Here is a 15,725-nt window from a genome sequence, read left to right as displayed (position 1 = left end):
AGTTACAGTTTCAACTGAAACTGTGGTTTGACGAGGGGCACCTGCGGGTGGGTAGGTGCCCTCGTGGTGTCGTGGGACTCCGGTGCGGTGGTCACGGACGGGCGTGGTCACCAGGTCGGGCGGAGCGGGTAGTGCGCCTCGGTGCCGTCGAGGCGGACGCCCAGCACCTGGTGCAGCTGGACGACGTTGCGCTCGAAGCCCAGGCGGCAGGCCGCCATGTACAGCCGCCACACGCGCGCCCGCTCGAGGCCGACCTCCGCGACCGCCTCGTCCCAGTGCTCCTCCAGGTTCTCGCACCAGCCCGCCAGGGTCAGGGCGTAGTGCTCGCGCAGGTTCTCCTCGTGGCGCACCTCGAAGCCGTTGTCGTTCATCGCCGACACCAGGGTCCCCACCGGCTCCAGCTCCCCGTCCGGGAAGACGTAGCGGCCGATGAACTTGCCCGGCCGCGCGCCGAAGCTGCCGTCGGGCCGGGTGATGCAGTGGTTGAGCAACCGCCCACCAGGCACCAGCTTGTCGCGCAGGAACGAGAAGTACGACGGCAGCTGCGCCAGCCCGATGTGCTCGGTGAGGCCGATCGAGCTGACCGCGTCGAAGCCGGACTCGGCGACGTCGCGGTAGTCCAGGTGGCGCACCTCGGCCAGGTCGGCCAGCCCGCGCTCGGCGATGGCCTTCTGCGCCCACTGCGCCTGCTGCCGGGACAGCGTCACGCCCAGCGCGCGGACCCCGTGGTGCTCGGCGGCGTGCATCACCATGCCGCCCCAACCGCACCCCACGTCGAGCAGCCGCATGCCTTCCCGCAGCCCGAGCTTGCGGGCCACCAGGTCGTGCTTGACGAACTGCGCTTCCTCCAATGTAGACGTCGCCGCGGGGTACACCGCGCAGGTGTAGGCCATCGACGGCCCCAGCACCCACTCGTAGAACCGGTTGGACACGTCGTAGTGGTAGGAGACCGACTTGCTGTCGCGGCGCTTCGAGTGCCGCCACCCGCGCGGCCGGTGCTCGACCGCCGGCGGGCGGACCGGCCACCACAGGCGGTACCCGGCCAGCTTCACCAGCAGTTCGCGGCGCAGGCTCGGCGGGATCTCCTCCAGCGCCACCGAGGGGAACGCGGCCAGCGCGGTGTACATGTCGCCGTGCACCTCGAGCGCCCCGCTGACGTAGGCGCGGGCCAGGCCGAGCTCGCCGGGTGCCGCGGCCAGGTGCGAGAGCGCCAGCGGGGAGCGGACCTCCACGTGGACCGCAGCGCCCGGTGGTCCGGTCCGGCTGCCGTCGAAAGCGCTGATCTCCACCGGGGCCTCGCCCCCGAGGACGCGCGCGAACACCTCTGCCCAGCCCATCGGCGAATCCCCTTTCACTTCTCCCGAACGCACTTCTCGTACAGCCCGGGTAGTCGGCGCTGCGGGTCGTAGCGCTCCTTGAGCTGCTGGTAGGCGGGTTGGTTGTAGAGCCGCCAGAACTCCTCTTCGGTGAAGTAGGAGTTGGAGTACAGGGACTTGTGGCCGTCCAGCTCGGTCACCACGCGCTCGATCGCCCTGTTGTGCCGCCCCGGCGCTTCCCCCCGGCGCAGCGGCACGGTGGACCAGAACCCGACGTTGACGTAGAGCACGTCCGGGTCCATCGGGTACAGCGGCCAGCCCTTGGCGTCGCGCAGCTGCACCGGGCACAGCCAGACCGGGGAGATACCGATGTCGCGGTGGAAGAACTCCAGGAACTCCGGCAGCCGGTCGACCGGGATCTCCACGTCCTGGATCACCGGCTCGTTGAGGCCCCGGCCGCGCAGCACGGCGAGCCGGTCGGTCAGCGCGTGCCGCCGGTCCCAGGCCACGATGCGGCGGTAGACGTCGGAGCGGCGGTAGCGCCGCGGCCAGAGCCGCCGCACCAGCGGGTGCTGCGCGCCGAACGCGCGCGAGCACCAGAACCAGTCGGTGTCCCAGCGCCACAGGTAGTCGTGGGTGGTCAGGTGGTCGGTGCGCCGCTGCTGGATCGAGCGGTAGTAGACCTGCTGGCCGGTGTAGTCGCTGGTGCGCGGCGCCTCGTCCACATAGGACCCGATGGTCAGGTACTGCTCGCGGGCGTTGAAGGCGGTCCCGTCGAGGAAGTCCACCGGGCGGCCGTCGTAGCTCCGGTCGCGGCAGATCTGCGCGATCGCGTCAGCGCACTCCCTGGCCGTGCCGAACCGCACGTGCTCCAGCCGGACGTAGGGGCGGACCCGCTCCAGCTCGATCTCCAGCCGCAGCGAGTAGCCCAGCGTGCCGTAGGAGTTGGGGAACCCGCGGAACAGCTCGGCGTGCTCGTTGTCCGGGCGGGCGCGCACCACCTCCCCCGAACCGGTGAGCACCTCCAGCTCCCGCACCGACTCGTGCGGCAACCCGCTGCGGAACGAGCTGGACTCGATGCCGAGGCCGGCCACCGCGCCGCCGAGCGTGATCGTCTTCAGCTGCGGCACCACCAGCGGGATGTGCCCGGACGGCAGCAGCGCGTCCACGATCTGCTCGTAGGTCGCCATGCCCTGCACCTGCGCGGTGCGATTGGCGGTGTCCACCTCCAGCACCCGGTTGAAGCGGCCGACGTCCAGGCCCGGACCCGCCGCGGGGTCGCGGAACCGGAACAGATTGGAGGTGGGTTTGGCCAGCCGCACCGGGGCCCCGGCGGGCAGTCGCGCGTACTGCGCGACCAGAGCGGCCACATCGTCGGAATGGCTGCGTGTCGCGACTGATCCCCGATCCGCCATGCCTCGACTCTATTGCCGGGGCTGCCCCCGGGCATCCCGCTTTTCGGCCGCTGGGCACCACCCGGGAAGCGGCAAACCCGAAGAAACGCCCGGCCCGCCACCCGTCGGGGTCGCGATAACCGCAGGTGGCGACCACTCGGGTGGCAATATCAGATGAACTTGCTTGCGACAAGCAAGTTCGTCGCGATTTCGATCACACGGACGAATTCCCGGCGCGGCGCAGCGCCCAGGCGCGCAGCCCCCGGAAGCCCTGCACCTTGGTCGGGCCGACCGGGATCAACCGGTAGTCCGGGTGCCCCCGCAGCGACGCCGCCAGCTCGCGGTCCACCAGCGCCGACGCCGGGCGGGCCACCGAGGTCAGCCGGCTGGCGATGTTCACCGTCGAGCCGTAGACGTCGCCGAAGCGGGCCAGCACCGGGCCCTGCGCGAGCCCGATGCGCAGCGGCGGCAGCAGGTCGTCCTCGGCGATCTCCTCGTTGAGCTTCAACGCGATCTCGGCCGCCTCGGCGGCGGTGTCGGTCACGAACAGCACCTCGTCGCCGACGGTCTTGACGACCCGGCCGTGGTTCTCCGCCACCACCGCCCCGGCCAGCGACTCGAAGCCGTCGATCAACCGGGCCAGCTCCAGCTCGGTGAAGTCCCGGATCAGCCGGGTGTAGCCGACCAGGTCGGCGAAGCCGATCACCTGGACCCGCTCGTCGGCGCCCGGGTCGCGCTCGGCGAGCTCCCGCGAGGCCGTCGCCGCCAGGTGCCGCCGCCACACGTAGTCCTGCATCCGCTCCATCACCGGCAGGATCACCGAGGCGACCTGGGCGGTGGTCTCGACGTCCACCGCGAACTTGTCGCCCAGCAGCGACTTGAAGATCCCGACCTGCCACTCGGCCAGCCGGGACATCGTCTGCGCCAGCGAGCGGGCCACCGCCGACTCCAGCTCGGGCGGGATCACCTCCGCCGAGACCAGCTCCACCAGCGCGCGCAGCGCGGCGATGTCGGCGTCGGTGAACACCACGGCCGCGTCGTCGACGTGCGCGAACCCCATCGCCTGCCACAGCTGCTCGGCGCGCTGCACCGGCACCCCGGCAGCCTCGGCGACCTGGGCCTTGGTGAAGCGCGGCGCACCACCGAGGATGGTCTGCTCCAGCTCGTCGCCGCGCGCGGTCGGCTTATCGCGTGGTCCGGACAACGAGCACATCGCATTCCGCTCGACGGGACACCTCGGACGGCACCGACCCGAGGATGCGCCCCTTCAACGTGTTCAATCCGCGGCTGCCCACCACCAGCAGGTCGGCCGCCTCCTGCTCCGCGGCGTCCAGCAGCACCCCGATCGGCGCGCCGACCGCGGCGGAGGTGTCCACCGCGTGCGCACCCGCCCGGCGGGCGACGTCGACGGCGTCGCGCAGCGTGGCCTCGGCGGGCGCCGAGCCGACCACCTGGAACGCCTCGTCACCCAGTTCGTCGCTGGCCCGCTCGACCTCGCGGGTCGGCATCGGGTAGTAGGCGCAGACGATCACCAGCCGGGCTTCGGAGTCGCTCGCGACGGCCCCGGCGCGGGCCACCGCCCGCAGCGAGGGCTCCGAGCCGTCCGTGCCGACTACGACGGTGCGGTAACTGGACATCGCACTCCCACTTCCCTGGGCTGTTCCTGGGCCTGGCACCGGCGTGAACCTTAACGATCGCGGCGCCGCCCAGTCACGGTTCGCGACGCGCCGCGTCCAGCTGTGAGCCGACCGACACGCCTCGACCGGCCGTTTTGTCCCATCGGCCAAACTGCGCGAGGAACTCTCATCCAACCCCACAACATGATCACGCACCGCATCCGCGTAGGTTTCGCCAACAACGTGCAAACCAATTGGTGAGGCAGGACACGGACGACGTTGCGCGGGACGTTCGCCGGGCCGGATCACGCCATGTACGTACCCTTTCGCGCATGAAGAAGCACCAGGAGTAGAACCGTGACCGCACCAAGGCTCCAACCCGGGCGGGGGATCTTCCGCCGCAAGCCGATCGACACCATCACCGAGGACACCGGCGGTGGTGGGCTGCAGAAGTCGCTCGGACTGTGGCAGCTGACCGCCATCGGCGTCGGCGGCATCATCGGTGCCGGGATCTTCTCGCTGGCCGGGGCGGTGGCCAACGAGAAGGCCGGCCCCGCGGTGCTGATCTCGTTCCTCATCGCCGGCATCGCCAGCGCGGCCGCCGCGTTCTCCTACGCGGAGTTCGCGGGCATGATCCCCAAGGCTGGTTCGGCCTACACCTACGGCTACGCCGTGCTCGGCGAGGTGGTGGGCTGGCTGATCGGCTGGGACCTGCTGCTGGAGTACACCGCGATCGTCGCGGTGGTCGCCATCGGCATCTCCGGCTACTTCAACGAGCTGGTCGGTTTCCTCGGCATCGACCTACCGGCGTGGATGATGGGCGCCCCCGGCACCGAGGACGGCGCCGCACCACCCGGCAGCTACAAGATCAACCTGTTCGCCGCCCTGCTGTGCCTGCTGATCGCCTTCATCCTCAACCAGGGCATGAAGAGCGCCGCCCGGTTCGAGACCTTCCTGGTGTACCTGAAGGTCGGCGTGGTCCTGCTGGTGATCGTGGTCGGCGCGTTCCACATCGACGCGGGCAACTACAACCCGTTCTTCCCGTACGGCATCGGCGGCGCGTTCGCCGGGGCGGCGACGGTGTTCTTCGCGGTGTTCGGCTACGACGCGATGAGCACCGCGGCCGAGGAGTCCAAGGACGCCCAGAAGCACATGCCGAAGGCGATCATGTACTCGCTGGTCATCTCGATGGTGCTCTACGTGCTGGCCTGCCTGGTGCTGACCGGCATGATCCCGTTCCAGGAGATCAGCACCGAGAGCGCGTTCGCGTCGGCCTTCGCCGACGTGGGCCTGCCGGTGCTGGGCGCGGTCATCGCGGTCGGCGCGATCCTGGGCATCCTGACCGTGCTGTTCACCTTCATGCTCGGCGTGACCCGCGTCGGCTTCGCGATGAGCCGCGACGGGCTGCTGCCGGAGTGGTTCGCCAAGACCCACCCGGTGCGCAAGGTCCCGAGCCGGTTCACCTGGCTGATCGGCATCGCCTCCGCGCTGATCGCCGGTCTGCTGCCGATCGGCGAGGCCGCCGAGCTGACCAACATCGGCATCCTGCTGGCGTTCGTGATCGTGTGCGCCGCGGTGATCGTGCTCCGCTACAAGCGCCCCGACCTGCCGCGCGGCTTCAAGTGCCCGGGCATGCCGGTCGTGCCGGTCATCGGCATCGCGTTCTCGATCTGGCTGGTCACCTTCCTGGACCCGGTGACCTGGCTGCGCTTCGCGGTCTGGTTCGCGATCGGCCTGGTGATCTACTTCGCCTACGGCTACCGCAAGTCGAAGCTGAACACCGCTGGCACCAAGGCCACCGACACCCCGGAGGAGTGACCCGACTCCCCTGACCCACCCCACAGGACGCCGGGCCACCCCACGCGGTCCGGCGTCCTGCCGTTCCGCAGTTTCAATTGAAACTGCGATCCGGCGTGGCTGGGGTTCGCAGTTTCAATTGAAACTGCGGGCCTGGGGCACCCGGACGTGGGGACGCGATCGATCAAGCGGTGTTCGCTGCGTCTCAGCGTGCAGTGGATCACAGCGCTGCGGGCGTTCGGCAGCTTAGGGTCCTCCGCGAAGTTCCTGCCGGGCCTCAACGCCGAGGGGTGCCTGTGACGCGCGTTCGCGAACTGAGCCCATATGTCGAATTGCACCGGGACCAGTGGCGGGAACTGCGAGATTCCCTGCCGCTGCCGCTGACCGAGGACGAGCTGACCGCCCTGCGCGGGCTCGGCGAGCAGGTCGACCTCGCCGAGGTCGCCGACGTCTACCTCCCGCTGTCGCGGCTGATCAGCCTGCAGGTGGCCGCCCGCCAGCGGCTGCACGAGACGACCACGACGTTCCTCGGCGAGGAGACCCGCGGCACCAAGGTGCCGTTCGTGATCGGCATCGCGGGCAGCGTCGCGGTCGGCAAGTCGACCACCGCGCGGCTGCTGCGCACCCTGCTGGCGCGCTGGCCCGACCACCCGCGCGTGGACCTGGTGACCACCGACGGCTTCCTGTACCCGAAGGCCGAGCTGGTCCGGCGCGGCCTGATGCACCGCAAGGGCTTCCCGGAGAGCTACGACCGGCGCGCGCTGCTGCGGTTCGTCACCGAGGTGAAGTCCGGCGCCCCCGAGGTGGCCGCGCCGGTGTACTCGCACGTGGCCTACGACATCGTGCCCGACGAGCAGAACGTGGTGCGCCAGCCGGACATCCTGATCATCGAGGGACTCAACGTCCTGCAGCCCGCCCCCAGCCTGGCGGTGTCGGACCTGTTCGACTTCTCGATCTACGTCGACGCGCACACCGAGCACATCGCCCGCTGGTACGCGGACCGCTTCCTGGCGCTGCGCAGCACGGCGTTCGCCAACCCGGACTCGCACTTCCACCACTTCGCGCAGCTGTCCGACGAGGAGGCCCGCGCCGAGGCCGACCACCTGTGGCGCACCATCAACGAGCCGAACCTGGTGGAGAACATCCTGCCCACCCGCCCGCGGGCCACCCTGGTCCTGCGCAAGGACGTCGACCACTCGATCAACCGGGTTCGCCTCCGCAAGCTCTGACACCGCGCGGTTCGTCCGGCCCGTCGGGGAAGGGTCGGACGAACCGCGGGCCCTGCCGCTGGGGGCGGCAGGGGGCGGTGCCTCCGGAGACCGGCTTCGGGGGGAGAGAGCGGTCGACCGGTTCCTGCGCGCTCCCCTCGGGGAGCTGGTCCGAGGGTGCCCCATCAGAGCCCCCGGCGGACCGGTGCAAATACCCACACCCGTACGTAGTCACGGAACGCTATCCCGACAATTCGGTGGAAGTGGTCGGATCCCCTCCCCTAGCCTGCCGCGCATGACGGAAGCCGACCTCTCCCGCACCCCGCACCCGCTGCGCGGCCGGACCGCGCTGGTGACCGGGGTCAGCCGCAGGCAGGGCATCGGGTACGCGATCGCGCGCCGGTTGGCGGCGTACGGCGCCTCGGTGTTCCTGCACCACCACCGGCCGCACGACGTCGAGCAGCCGTGGGGCGGTGACGACCTCGAAGCCGTCACCGCCGGGGTCGCCGAGCAGCTGGTGCCCGCGGCGCGGCTCGCCGACACCGGAGCCGACCTGGCCGCTCCCGGCGCGCCGGAGCAGCTGGTCGACGCCGTGGTGGCCGAGTTCGGGCACCTCGACATCCTGGTCTGCAACCACGCGCGCAGCGGCGGCGACGGGGCGCTGGGCGAACTGGACGCGGCTGTGCTCGACGGGCACTGGGCGGTGAACACCAGGTCGTCGATCCTGCTCGCGCAGGCCTTCGCCGCGCAGCACGACGGTCGCCCAGGCGGGCGGATCGTTTTCATGACCTCCGGCCAGCAGCAGGGCCCGATGCCCGGCGAGGTCGCCTACGCCGCGGCAAAGGGAGCGCTCGCCGAGATCACCCTGACCATCTCCGAGCAGCTGGCCGACACCGGCATCACCACGAACACTGTCAACCCGGGCCCAGTCGACACCGGCTACCTGGACGAGGCGACCTGGCGCACGATCCGGCCGATGTTCCCGCAAGGCCGCTACGGCGAACCCGACGACCCGGCCCGCCTGATCGCCTGGCTCGTCACCGACGAAGCCCGCTGGATCACCGGCCAGGTCCTCAACACCGAAGGAGGCTTCGCCCGCTGGCGCCCCCGCGCCTGAGTCACGGGCGGCGGGCTCGGCGGGCGAGGAGGAGTTGAAGGTGGGCGTTGAGGCGTTCCGCTGGGTTGGAGAGGTCGATGCCGGTGATCTCGCCTGCTCGGCGGACCCGGTAGCGGAGGGTGTTGGGGTGGACGTGGAGGCGGTCACTGGCCGCTCGGACGTCGCCGAAGGCTTCCAGGTAGGCCAGCAGGGAGCGGGCCAGGCCGGTGCCGTGCTCCGCGTCGTGCTCCCGCAGCGCGTTCAGGCGGGCGTCGCGGAAGCGCTCGTTGCCCTGCAGGACCGTCAGGAGCTCGCTGATCACCACCTGCGCGCGGACGTCCGAGATCGTCGCGATCTCCGCCTGCAGGTCGTGGGTCATCGCGTCGAGCACCCGGTCCGCCTCGTTGCGCGACTCGGCCGCCTCGTCCAGCGTCCGCACCTCCGAACCGACGCCCACCTGGACGCGCGCTCGCAGGTGCTGCTTGGCCGCCGCGACGATCTCCCGCGTCAGGCTCAGCGTCGAGGCGATCGCTGAGCGCTCCGGCAGATCCGGCAGCAGCACGTAGACCCGCGAACCGATCGTGGTGACCAGCGCGCTGCGCCGGTACGCCGAGGCGTGCACCGAGATCAGGCTGGTCATCTCCGCGCGCTGCAGCTCCAGTTCGGAGCGGTCCGCGTTAGGTTCGGCTGGGCGCAGCGTGAACACCACGACCACCGCCGGTTTCGCCGCGTCCGCACCGATGTTGTCGGCCACCGACTGGGCGTCGATGCGGCCGTCGAGCAGGCCGGTCAGCAGGTTCTCGCGGAAGCGCGGACCGGCGGTGGCCTCGGTGCGCTGCCGGACCAGCTGCAGCGCCGCCACCCGCGCCGCGCCGAGCAGGGCCCGCTCGGAGCGTCCCGACAGCGGGCGGCTGCCCTCCTGCACCCAGATCGAGCCGAGCGGCTGGGTCCCGGCGTGGATGCCCACCGCCATCCGGCGGCGGATGCCCAGGTCCGGCCGCTCGTCGATGCGCACCACGTCCTCCCCGGCGCGCAACCGCTGGTAGACGCCCCACTCGCGGAGCATCACCAGGTACGGCTCGGGGCCCTGGCGGCCCAGGATGGACAGCCTGCGCAGCTCGTCGACCTCGTCGTCGGAGCGCGAGTAGGCCAGCACCCGGCTGGCCGTGTCCTCGATCGACACGATGCCGTCGGTCATCGCCGCCACCGTCTGGGCCAGCGAGAACAGGTCGCCGAGGGCCTCCCCCAGGTCGGCGTCGGTGGTCAGCCGGGCGTTGTCGATCGCGGAGCGGGCGAAGGACTCCAGGCGCTCCCAGCGCACCTCCGGCCGGACGCCGAGCAGCGCGACGCCGCAGTCGATCGCGGTGTCGCGCAGCACCCGCACGTCGCTCTCGGCGCCCACCTTGACCGCGACGGCCACTGCACCCTCGCGCGCCGCCGCCCGCACCAGCCGCACCGCGGCCCGGCCGCGGGCGCCGATGACCAGCACGAAGTCGCCGGCACGACCGCTGCCGGAATCCTCCTCCGGGTCGACAATGACCACGTCGCGCACCTCGACGTCGAAACCGCGGGGCGCGGCGAGCACGTCGACCAGGGGTTCCCCCACCGCGATGAGGAGCTGGCGCAATGGCACCCCGGCCACGGCGACGCCGACCGCGTCGACCTCGACTTCGCGCACCACGAACCCCACTTGTTCAACCGGACAACCCGATACGGACAACGATAGCCGATCGGACAAGCTCCGCTGCCGGTTGAAACCTTAACCTCCCAAGTAACAGCGGCACTGACGCACAACAGCGACTTCTCCCAAGGAGGCGACTTCACCCATGGACGCCATCACCTCGGTACCGGTTCCGTACAACGAGCCGGTCAAGGGCTACGCGCCCGGATCGCCGGAACGCGAGTCGCTGCAGAAGCGCGTCGCGGAACTGGAGTCCGAGCAGGTCGAGCTGACCCAGACCATCGGTGGGGTGCAGCGCCTGGCCGGTGGCGAGAAGTTCGACGTGGTCCAGCCGCACGACCACTCGCACGTGCTGGGCACCGCCGCGCAGGCCACCCGCGAGGACGTCGCCGCCGCCGTGCAGGCCGCCAAGGACGCCGCCCCGGCGTGGGCCGCCACCTCCTTCGACGAGCGCGCCGCCGTGCTGCTGCGCGCCGCGGACCTGCTGGCCGGACCGTGGCGGGACACCATCAACGCCGCGACCATCCTGGGCCAGTCCAAGTCGGTGCAGCAGGCCGAGATCGACGCCGCCTGCGAGTTCATCGACTTCCTGCGATTCAACGTGCACTACGCGCGGCAGATCATCGCCGAGCAGCCGCGGTCGGTGCCCGGTGAGTGGAACCGGATGGACTACCGCCCGCTGGACGGGTTCGTCACCGCGATCACCCCGTTCAACTTCACCGCCATCGCGGGCAACCTGCCCACCGCCCCGGCGCTGATGGGCAACACCGTGGTGTGGAAGCCGACCCCGTCGCAGCAGTTCGCGGCGCACTTCACCATGCGGCTGTTCGAGGCCGCCGGCCTGCCCCCGGGCGTGATCAACCTGGTCACCGGCGACGGCCAGGCCGTCTCCGAGGTCGCGCTGACCGACCCCGGCTTCGCCGGCCTGCACTTCACCGGCTCCACCGCCACCTTCAAGAAGCTGTGGCGGATCGTCGGGGACAACCTCGACACCTACCGCAGCTACCCGCGCATCGTCGGTGAGACCGGCGGCAAGGACTTCATCGTCGTGCACCCGTCCGCGGACCCGGCCCCGCTGGCCACCGCGTTCGCCCGCGGCGCCTTCGAGTACCAGGGCCAGAAGTGCTCGGCGGCCTCCCGCGCCTACGTGCCGCGCTCCATCTGGGAGGGCGGCCTGCGCGAGGAGCTGGCCGAGGTGACCCGCCGGATCAGCTACGGCGACGTCACCGACTTCTCGCACTTCGGCGGCGCCGTCATCGACGCCCGCGCGTTTGCCAAGCACAAGGCGGCGCTGGACCGGGCCAAGTCCACCGACTCCATCGAGGTCCTGGTCGGCGGCGGCTGCGACGACTCGGTCGGCTACTTCGTCGAGCCCACCGTGCTGGTCTGCAGCGACCCGAGCGACGAGGTGTTCACCACCGAGTACTTCGGGCCGATCATCGCGGTGCACGTCTACGACGACGCCAAGTACTCCGAGGTCCTCGACGTCGTCGACGCCTCCAGCCCGTACGCGCTGACCGGCGCGGTGTTCGCCACCGACCGCAGCGCCATCGACGAGGCGCACCGCAAGCTGCGCGGCGCGGCCGGCAACTTCTACGTCAACGACAAGCCCACCGGCTCGATCGTCTCCCGCCAGCCCTTCGGCGGCAGCCGTGCCTCGGGCACCAACGACAAGGCCGGTTCGCTGCTGAACATCCAGCGCTGGACCAGCCCGCGGGCCATCAAGGAGACCTGGGACGCCCCCACCACCCTCGGCTACCCGCACATGGGCTGAGGTGGCGGGCACCTCTGGCCGACCCACTCGGCGGGAGGTGCCCCTCCACCCCTCCACACCTCATCCTCTGAACTGCTCGTCGGTGCCTGCTCCCGAGGTACCGGCGACCGCGGCACGCATCACGCAGGCAACGCGGAAGGCAGGAGATCCCCACCCCGAACACTTCTGGAGCAGAAGGAGAGCCGCGATGCTGCGCAGCACCCTGCTGGCCGCCGCCCGATCCCAGGGCGTGCGCCGACTCGTCGAGGCCAACCCGCTGACCAAACCGGTCGTCAAGCGGTTCGTCGCCGGGACCACCCCGGAGGACGCGGTCGCCGCCACCCGCGCGCTCCGCGACCAGGGCATGCACGTCACCCTCGACCACCTCGGTGAGGACACCCTCGACGCGCAGCAGGCCAACGACACCGTCCGCGCCTACCTGCGGATGCTCTCGGTGCTCAAGTCCGAGGGCTTGGCCGACCGGGCCGAGGTGTCGGTGAAGCTCTCCGCCGTCGGCCAGTTCCTGCCCAACGACGGCGAGAAGATCGCGCTGGACAACGCGCGGCTGATCTGCGAGGCGGCGGCCGACGCGGGCACCACGGTCACCCTGGACATGGAGGACCACACCACCACCGACTCCACCCTGGGCATCCTCCGCGACCTGCGGGTGGACTTCCCGTGGACCGGCGCGGTGCTGCAGGCCTACCTGCACCGCACCGAGCAGGACTGCCGCGACCTGGCCACCGAGGGCTCCCGGGTGCGCCTGTGCAAGGGCGCCTACTCGGAACCGCCTTCGGTGGCCTACCAGGACAAGGCCGAGGTGGACCGCTCCTACGTGCGCTGCCTGAAGATCCTGATGAACGGTGCGGGCTACCCGATGGTGGCCAGCCACGACCCGCGGATGGTCTCGATCGCCACCGACCTGGCCGCCCGGGCCGGGCGCGACGCGGACAGCTTCGAGTACCAGATGCTGTACGGCATCCGCACCGAGGAGCAGAAGCGGATCGCGGCCGAGGGCGGCAAGCTGCGGGTCTACGTGGCCTACGGCGACGAGTGGTACGGCTACTTCATGCGCCGCCTCGCCGAGCGCCCGGCGAACCTGGTGTTCTTCCTGCGCTCCCTGATCACCCAGAACTGACGCGGCGCCCCCGCGCGTGCGGGCCCGGTCCGGAGCTCCTCCGGACCGGGCCCGCTGGCGCGTGGGGATCGACACAGCCCGCTCGGTCCGGCCTTCCCGGCAAATACCCTGGAACGGCAAGTCACGAGCGGGAAGAGGGATTTTCGTTGACGCCCAGCTACTTCGAACGCCTCGACGCGAACCGGTTCAAGCCGACCGCCCACGCCAGCGGCGCGTGGCGCAGCGACGAACAGCACTTCAGCCCGCTGGGCGGTCTGCTGGTCCACGCCGTCGAGCGCGCGGCGGAGCGCCCCGGGCTGCTGCTCAGCCGGGTCAGCTTCGACATCCTGGGCAAGATCGACCTCGACGAGTTCGAGGTGCGGGTGGAGACGGTCCGCCCGGGCCGCACCATCGAGCTGGTGGAGGCCACCGCGGTCATCGGCGGTCGCCCGGTGGTCCGCGCCCGCGCCTGGTACCTCTCCGCGCAGGACACCAGCGCCGTCGCCGGCGGTGCCCCGGAGCCGCTGCCGCACCCGGACGCGCTGGAGCCGTGGCCGATGAGTTCGGTGTGGTCGGGCGGGTTCATCGCGTCCCTGGAAGCCCGCACGGTCGGCGAGCCCCAGCCGGGCCGGACCACCGCGTGGATGTCCACCTCCTACGACCTCGTGGCCGGGGAGCAGGCCGGTCCGGCGGCCTCGTTCATCGCGCTGGTCGACACCGCCAACGGCATCGCGGTGCGCCAACCCCCGACCGAGTGGATGTTTCCCAACGTCGACCTGACGATCCACCTGCACCGCCAGCCGGGGGGCGGCTGGACCGGGCTGGACACCAGCGTGGTCTTCGGCGCCGACGGCCGGGGCATCACCAGCACCGTCCTGCACGACACCCGCGGCCCGGTCGGCCGCGCGGAGCAGATGCTCACGGTCCGCTCGCTGGCGCGGTAGGCGGTGCGTCGGGGATCACGTCGGACCGCCCGGCCCACCTCGCTACGCTGAATCGTGAATGATCTTCTGGATCTGCGGGGTGGGCATGGGTAGGCCGTCAGCAGCGCTGTTCCGGATCGCCGTGCTCCTCACCGCGGCCCTCGGTGTCTACCTGACCTGCAAGGACGGCGTCGTCAGCTCGCTGGTGTACTTCACCGTCCAGAGCAACGTGCTCGTTGCGGTCGTCTTCGCCTGGGCGTCCTGGGCGACGGTGCGCGGCAGCGGCCAACCGCCTGCGTGGCTGAAAGGCGGCACCACGCTCTACATCGCCATCACGGGGCTGGTCTACAACCTGGTGCTCGCCGACGCGCCGTTCCAGATGACCACCGGCACCTCCGGGACCGCGGACCTGTCCAACCAGCTGGTGCACCTGGTCGTCCCGCTGGCCGCCGCAGCGGACTGGCTGCTGTTCGACGAGCACCGCCGGTTCCGCTGGGCCGCCGCAGCGGCGTGGTTGGCCTACCCGGTGGGCTACCTGGGGTTCGCGCTGGTCCGCGGCGCGCTGCTGGACGGCCCGAACCGCTATCCGTACCCGTTCCTCGACGTCGACGCCATCGGCTACGACGGCCTCGCGCTGAACCTGCTGGTCTACGGCGGGGCCTTCTGGCTCCTCGGGCTGGTCCTCGTGGGCGTCGACCGGGCCCTCCCCCGCAACGCCGCCCCGACCCCGGAGCCGGAACCGAAACGCGTCGCGGCCTGACCGGTGGCGGGCTCCCGGGGAACCCGCCACCGGTGCTCAGCAGAGCTCCGGCCTGGGCTGAGCCCGGCGCGTCCGCGACGTGGAGCGCCGGTCACGCCGAGGCGCGCACCGCTGGCGCCTCGGTGTCCACCGCCGGTGGCTGGTAGCCGAGCCTGCTCCGGGTCGTCACCAGCAGCACGCAGGAAGCCGCGCCGAAGACGATGAGGATGATGTGCGCCATCGTCTGGTGCGAGTCACCGAGGGTGGGGAAGATGAACCCCCACGCCATGGAGAAGAAGTTGTTGATGCTGCCGTGCAGCAGCGCCGCCACCGGCAGGCTCTCGCCGGTGCGGTTGAACACCCAGGTCATCACGATGCTGATGGCGATGCAGGAGATGGTGAACTCGACGGGGTCCACCCAGGTGACGTCGGGGTAGCCACCCCACTCCGTCAGGAACAGCGGCAGGTGCCAGACGCCCCAGACCACGCCGAGCAGGACCGTGCCGGGCAGCGGGCCGAACCGCGGCTGCACCAGCGGCAGCGCGAAGTCGCGCCAGCCGGGTTCCTCGGCGACACCGGTGGTGAGCAGCTGCATGACCAGTCCGGGCACGAGCAGCAGCAGCACCGACGTGGGCGGGACGGCCATGTTCTCCAGGCCGGCGAACGGGATGGATCCGATGATGAGGGCCACCGGGACACCGACGACCGCCAGCAGGTACCACCCCCAGTGGACCCGCCAGCGCAGCAAGCGCCCGGCCCACTTGCGCAGCCCAGCCCGCCCGCCCGCGACGGCGGTGACGATGAACGCGGCGCAGATCGGACCGAGGTAGGCGCCGGGCAGCATGCCGAGGACCTGCGACGTCCCCAGCACCGGGGGGAACGCGAAGTCCTCCACGCCAAGGCCGTTCTGGGACACCACGTACGGTGTCCAGGCGATCCAGCTCAGTCCGATCGTCAGCGTGAAGAAGCTCGTCAACTGGTGCCGAGCGATGAGCGAGCGCAAGCCGCCCATGCGGCCGGTTCGCACGTGGTCAACCACGGGGAATCCTCCTGGTGCTTCGTAGTTCCGCCCGGTGCACCCGGTG

General features: G+C 70.8%; 13 protein-coding genes. 7 read left to right on the top strand and 6 right to left on the bottom strand.

Annotation, left to right across the window (positions count from 1 at the left end; all coding sequences use genetic code 11):
• Window positions 1-107 precede the first annotated feature (107 nt).
• From ABT324_RS11740 to ABT324_RS11725, 4 genes are all read right to left on the bottom strand, one after another.
• A complete protein-coding gene (locus tag ABT324_RS11740) occupies window positions 108-1,337 on the bottom strand; it encodes a class I SAM-dependent methyltransferase (RefSeq protein ID WP_351175223.1) in 1,230 nt (409 codons plus the stop codon).
• Between the two features lie 14 nt (window positions 1,338-1,351).
• Entirely contained in the window at window positions 1,352-2,731 is a 1,380-nt protein-coding gene (locus tag ABT324_RS11735) for an FAD-binding oxidoreductase (RefSeq protein WP_351175221.1), read from the bottom strand.
• A 193-nt stretch (window positions 2,732-2,924) separates the two neighbouring features.
• Window positions 2,925-3,914 carry an adenylate/guanylate cyclase domain-containing protein gene (locus ABT324_RS11730; RefSeq protein ID WP_351175219.1) on the bottom strand — a complete coding sequence of 330 codons (990 nt, stop codon included), beginning with the start codon at window positions 3,912-3,914 and terminating at the stop codon, window positions 2,925-2,927.
• On the bottom strand, window positions 3,895-4,347 hold the full coding sequence (locus tag ABT324_RS11725; RefSeq protein ID WP_351175217.1) for a universal stress protein: 453 nt from the start codon (window positions 4,345-4,347) through the stop codon (window positions 3,895-3,897). Before ABT324_RS11725 ends, ABT324_RS11730 begins: the two co-directional genes overlap by 20 nt.
• A 336-nt stretch (window positions 4,348-4,683) precedes the next feature.
• Between ABT324_RS11725 and ABT324_RS11720 the strand changes: the two genes are divergently transcribed.
• From ABT324_RS11720 to ABT324_RS11710, 3 genes are all read left to right on the top strand, one after another.
• Window positions 4,684-6,144, top strand: a complete 1,461-nt coding sequence (locus ABT324_RS11720) for an amino acid permease (RefSeq protein ID WP_351175215.1) — start codon at window positions 4,684-4,686, stop codon at window positions 6,142-6,144.
• A gap of 275 nt (window positions 6,145-6,419) precedes the next feature.
• The gene (gene coaA / locus ABT324_RS11715; RefSeq protein WP_351175213.1) at window positions 6,420-7,352 is read left to right on the top strand and encodes a type I pantothenate kinase; all 933 of its coding nucleotides are present in this window, start codon (window positions 6,420-6,422) and stop codon (window positions 7,350-7,352) included.
• Window positions 7,353-7,626: 274 nt separating this feature from the next.
• Window positions 7,627-8,448, top strand: a complete 822-nt coding sequence (locus ABT324_RS11710) for an SDR family oxidoreductase (RefSeq protein WP_351175211.1) — start codon at window positions 7,627-7,629, stop codon at window positions 8,446-8,448.
• Between the two features lies 1 nt (window position 8,449).
• Here the strand turns inward: ABT324_RS11710 and ABT324_RS11705 are convergent, their stop codons facing one another.
• Complete coding sequence (locus ABT324_RS11705) at window positions 8,450-10,108, bottom strand: PucR family transcriptional regulator (protein ID WP_502949729.1); 1,659 nt, start codon at window positions 10,106-10,108, stop codon at window positions 8,450-8,452.
• A 145-nt stretch (window positions 10,109-10,253) separates the two neighbouring features.
• Between ABT324_RS11705 and pruA the strand changes: the two genes are divergently transcribed.
• The 4 genes from pruA (at window position 10,254) to ABT324_RS11685 (ending at window position 14,661) form a co-directional block, all read left to right on the top strand.
• A complete protein-coding gene (pruA, locus tag ABT324_RS11700; protein WP_351175209.1) occupies window positions 10,254-11,882 on the top strand; it encodes an L-glutamate gamma-semialdehyde dehydrogenase in 1,629 nt (542 codons plus the stop codon).
• 187 nt (window positions 11,883-12,069) lie between these two features.
• The gene (locus ABT324_RS11695; RefSeq protein ID WP_351175207.1) at window positions 12,070-12,999 is read left to right on the top strand and encodes a proline dehydrogenase family protein; all 930 of its coding nucleotides are present in this window, start codon (window positions 12,070-12,072) and stop codon (window positions 12,997-12,999) included.
• A gap of 146 nt (window positions 13,000-13,145) precedes the next feature.
• Entirely contained in the window at window positions 13,146-13,922 is a 777-nt protein-coding gene (locus ABT324_RS11690; RefSeq protein ID WP_351175205.1) for a thioesterase family protein, read from the top strand.
• Between the two features lie 58 nt (window positions 13,923-13,980).
• Window positions 13,981-14,661, top strand: a complete 681-nt coding sequence (locus tag ABT324_RS11685; protein ID WP_351175203.1) for a Pr6Pr family membrane protein — start codon at window positions 13,981-13,983, stop codon at window positions 14,659-14,661.
• Between the two features lie 91 nt (window positions 14,662-14,752).
• Here the strand turns inward: ABT324_RS11685 and ABT324_RS11680 are convergent, their stop codons facing one another.
• Window positions 14,753-15,679, bottom strand: coding sequence for a CPBP family intramembrane glutamic endopeptidase (locus tag ABT324_RS11680; RefSeq protein ID WP_351175201.1), 927 nt, complete (start codon window positions 15,677-15,679; stop codon window positions 14,753-14,755).
• Between the last annotated feature and the right edge of the window lie 46 nt (window positions 15,680-15,725).

The sequence above is a fragment of the Saccharopolyspora sp. NPDC000359 genome (assembly GCF_040300525.1).
In the GTDB taxonomy this organism is placed as follows: domain Bacteria; phylum Actinomycetota; class Actinomycetes; order Mycobacteriales; family Pseudonocardiaceae; genus Saccharopolyspora.
The sequence above is the reverse complement of the archived record's forward strand: the minus strand, read 5'-3'. Positions and strand labels throughout refer to the sequence as shown.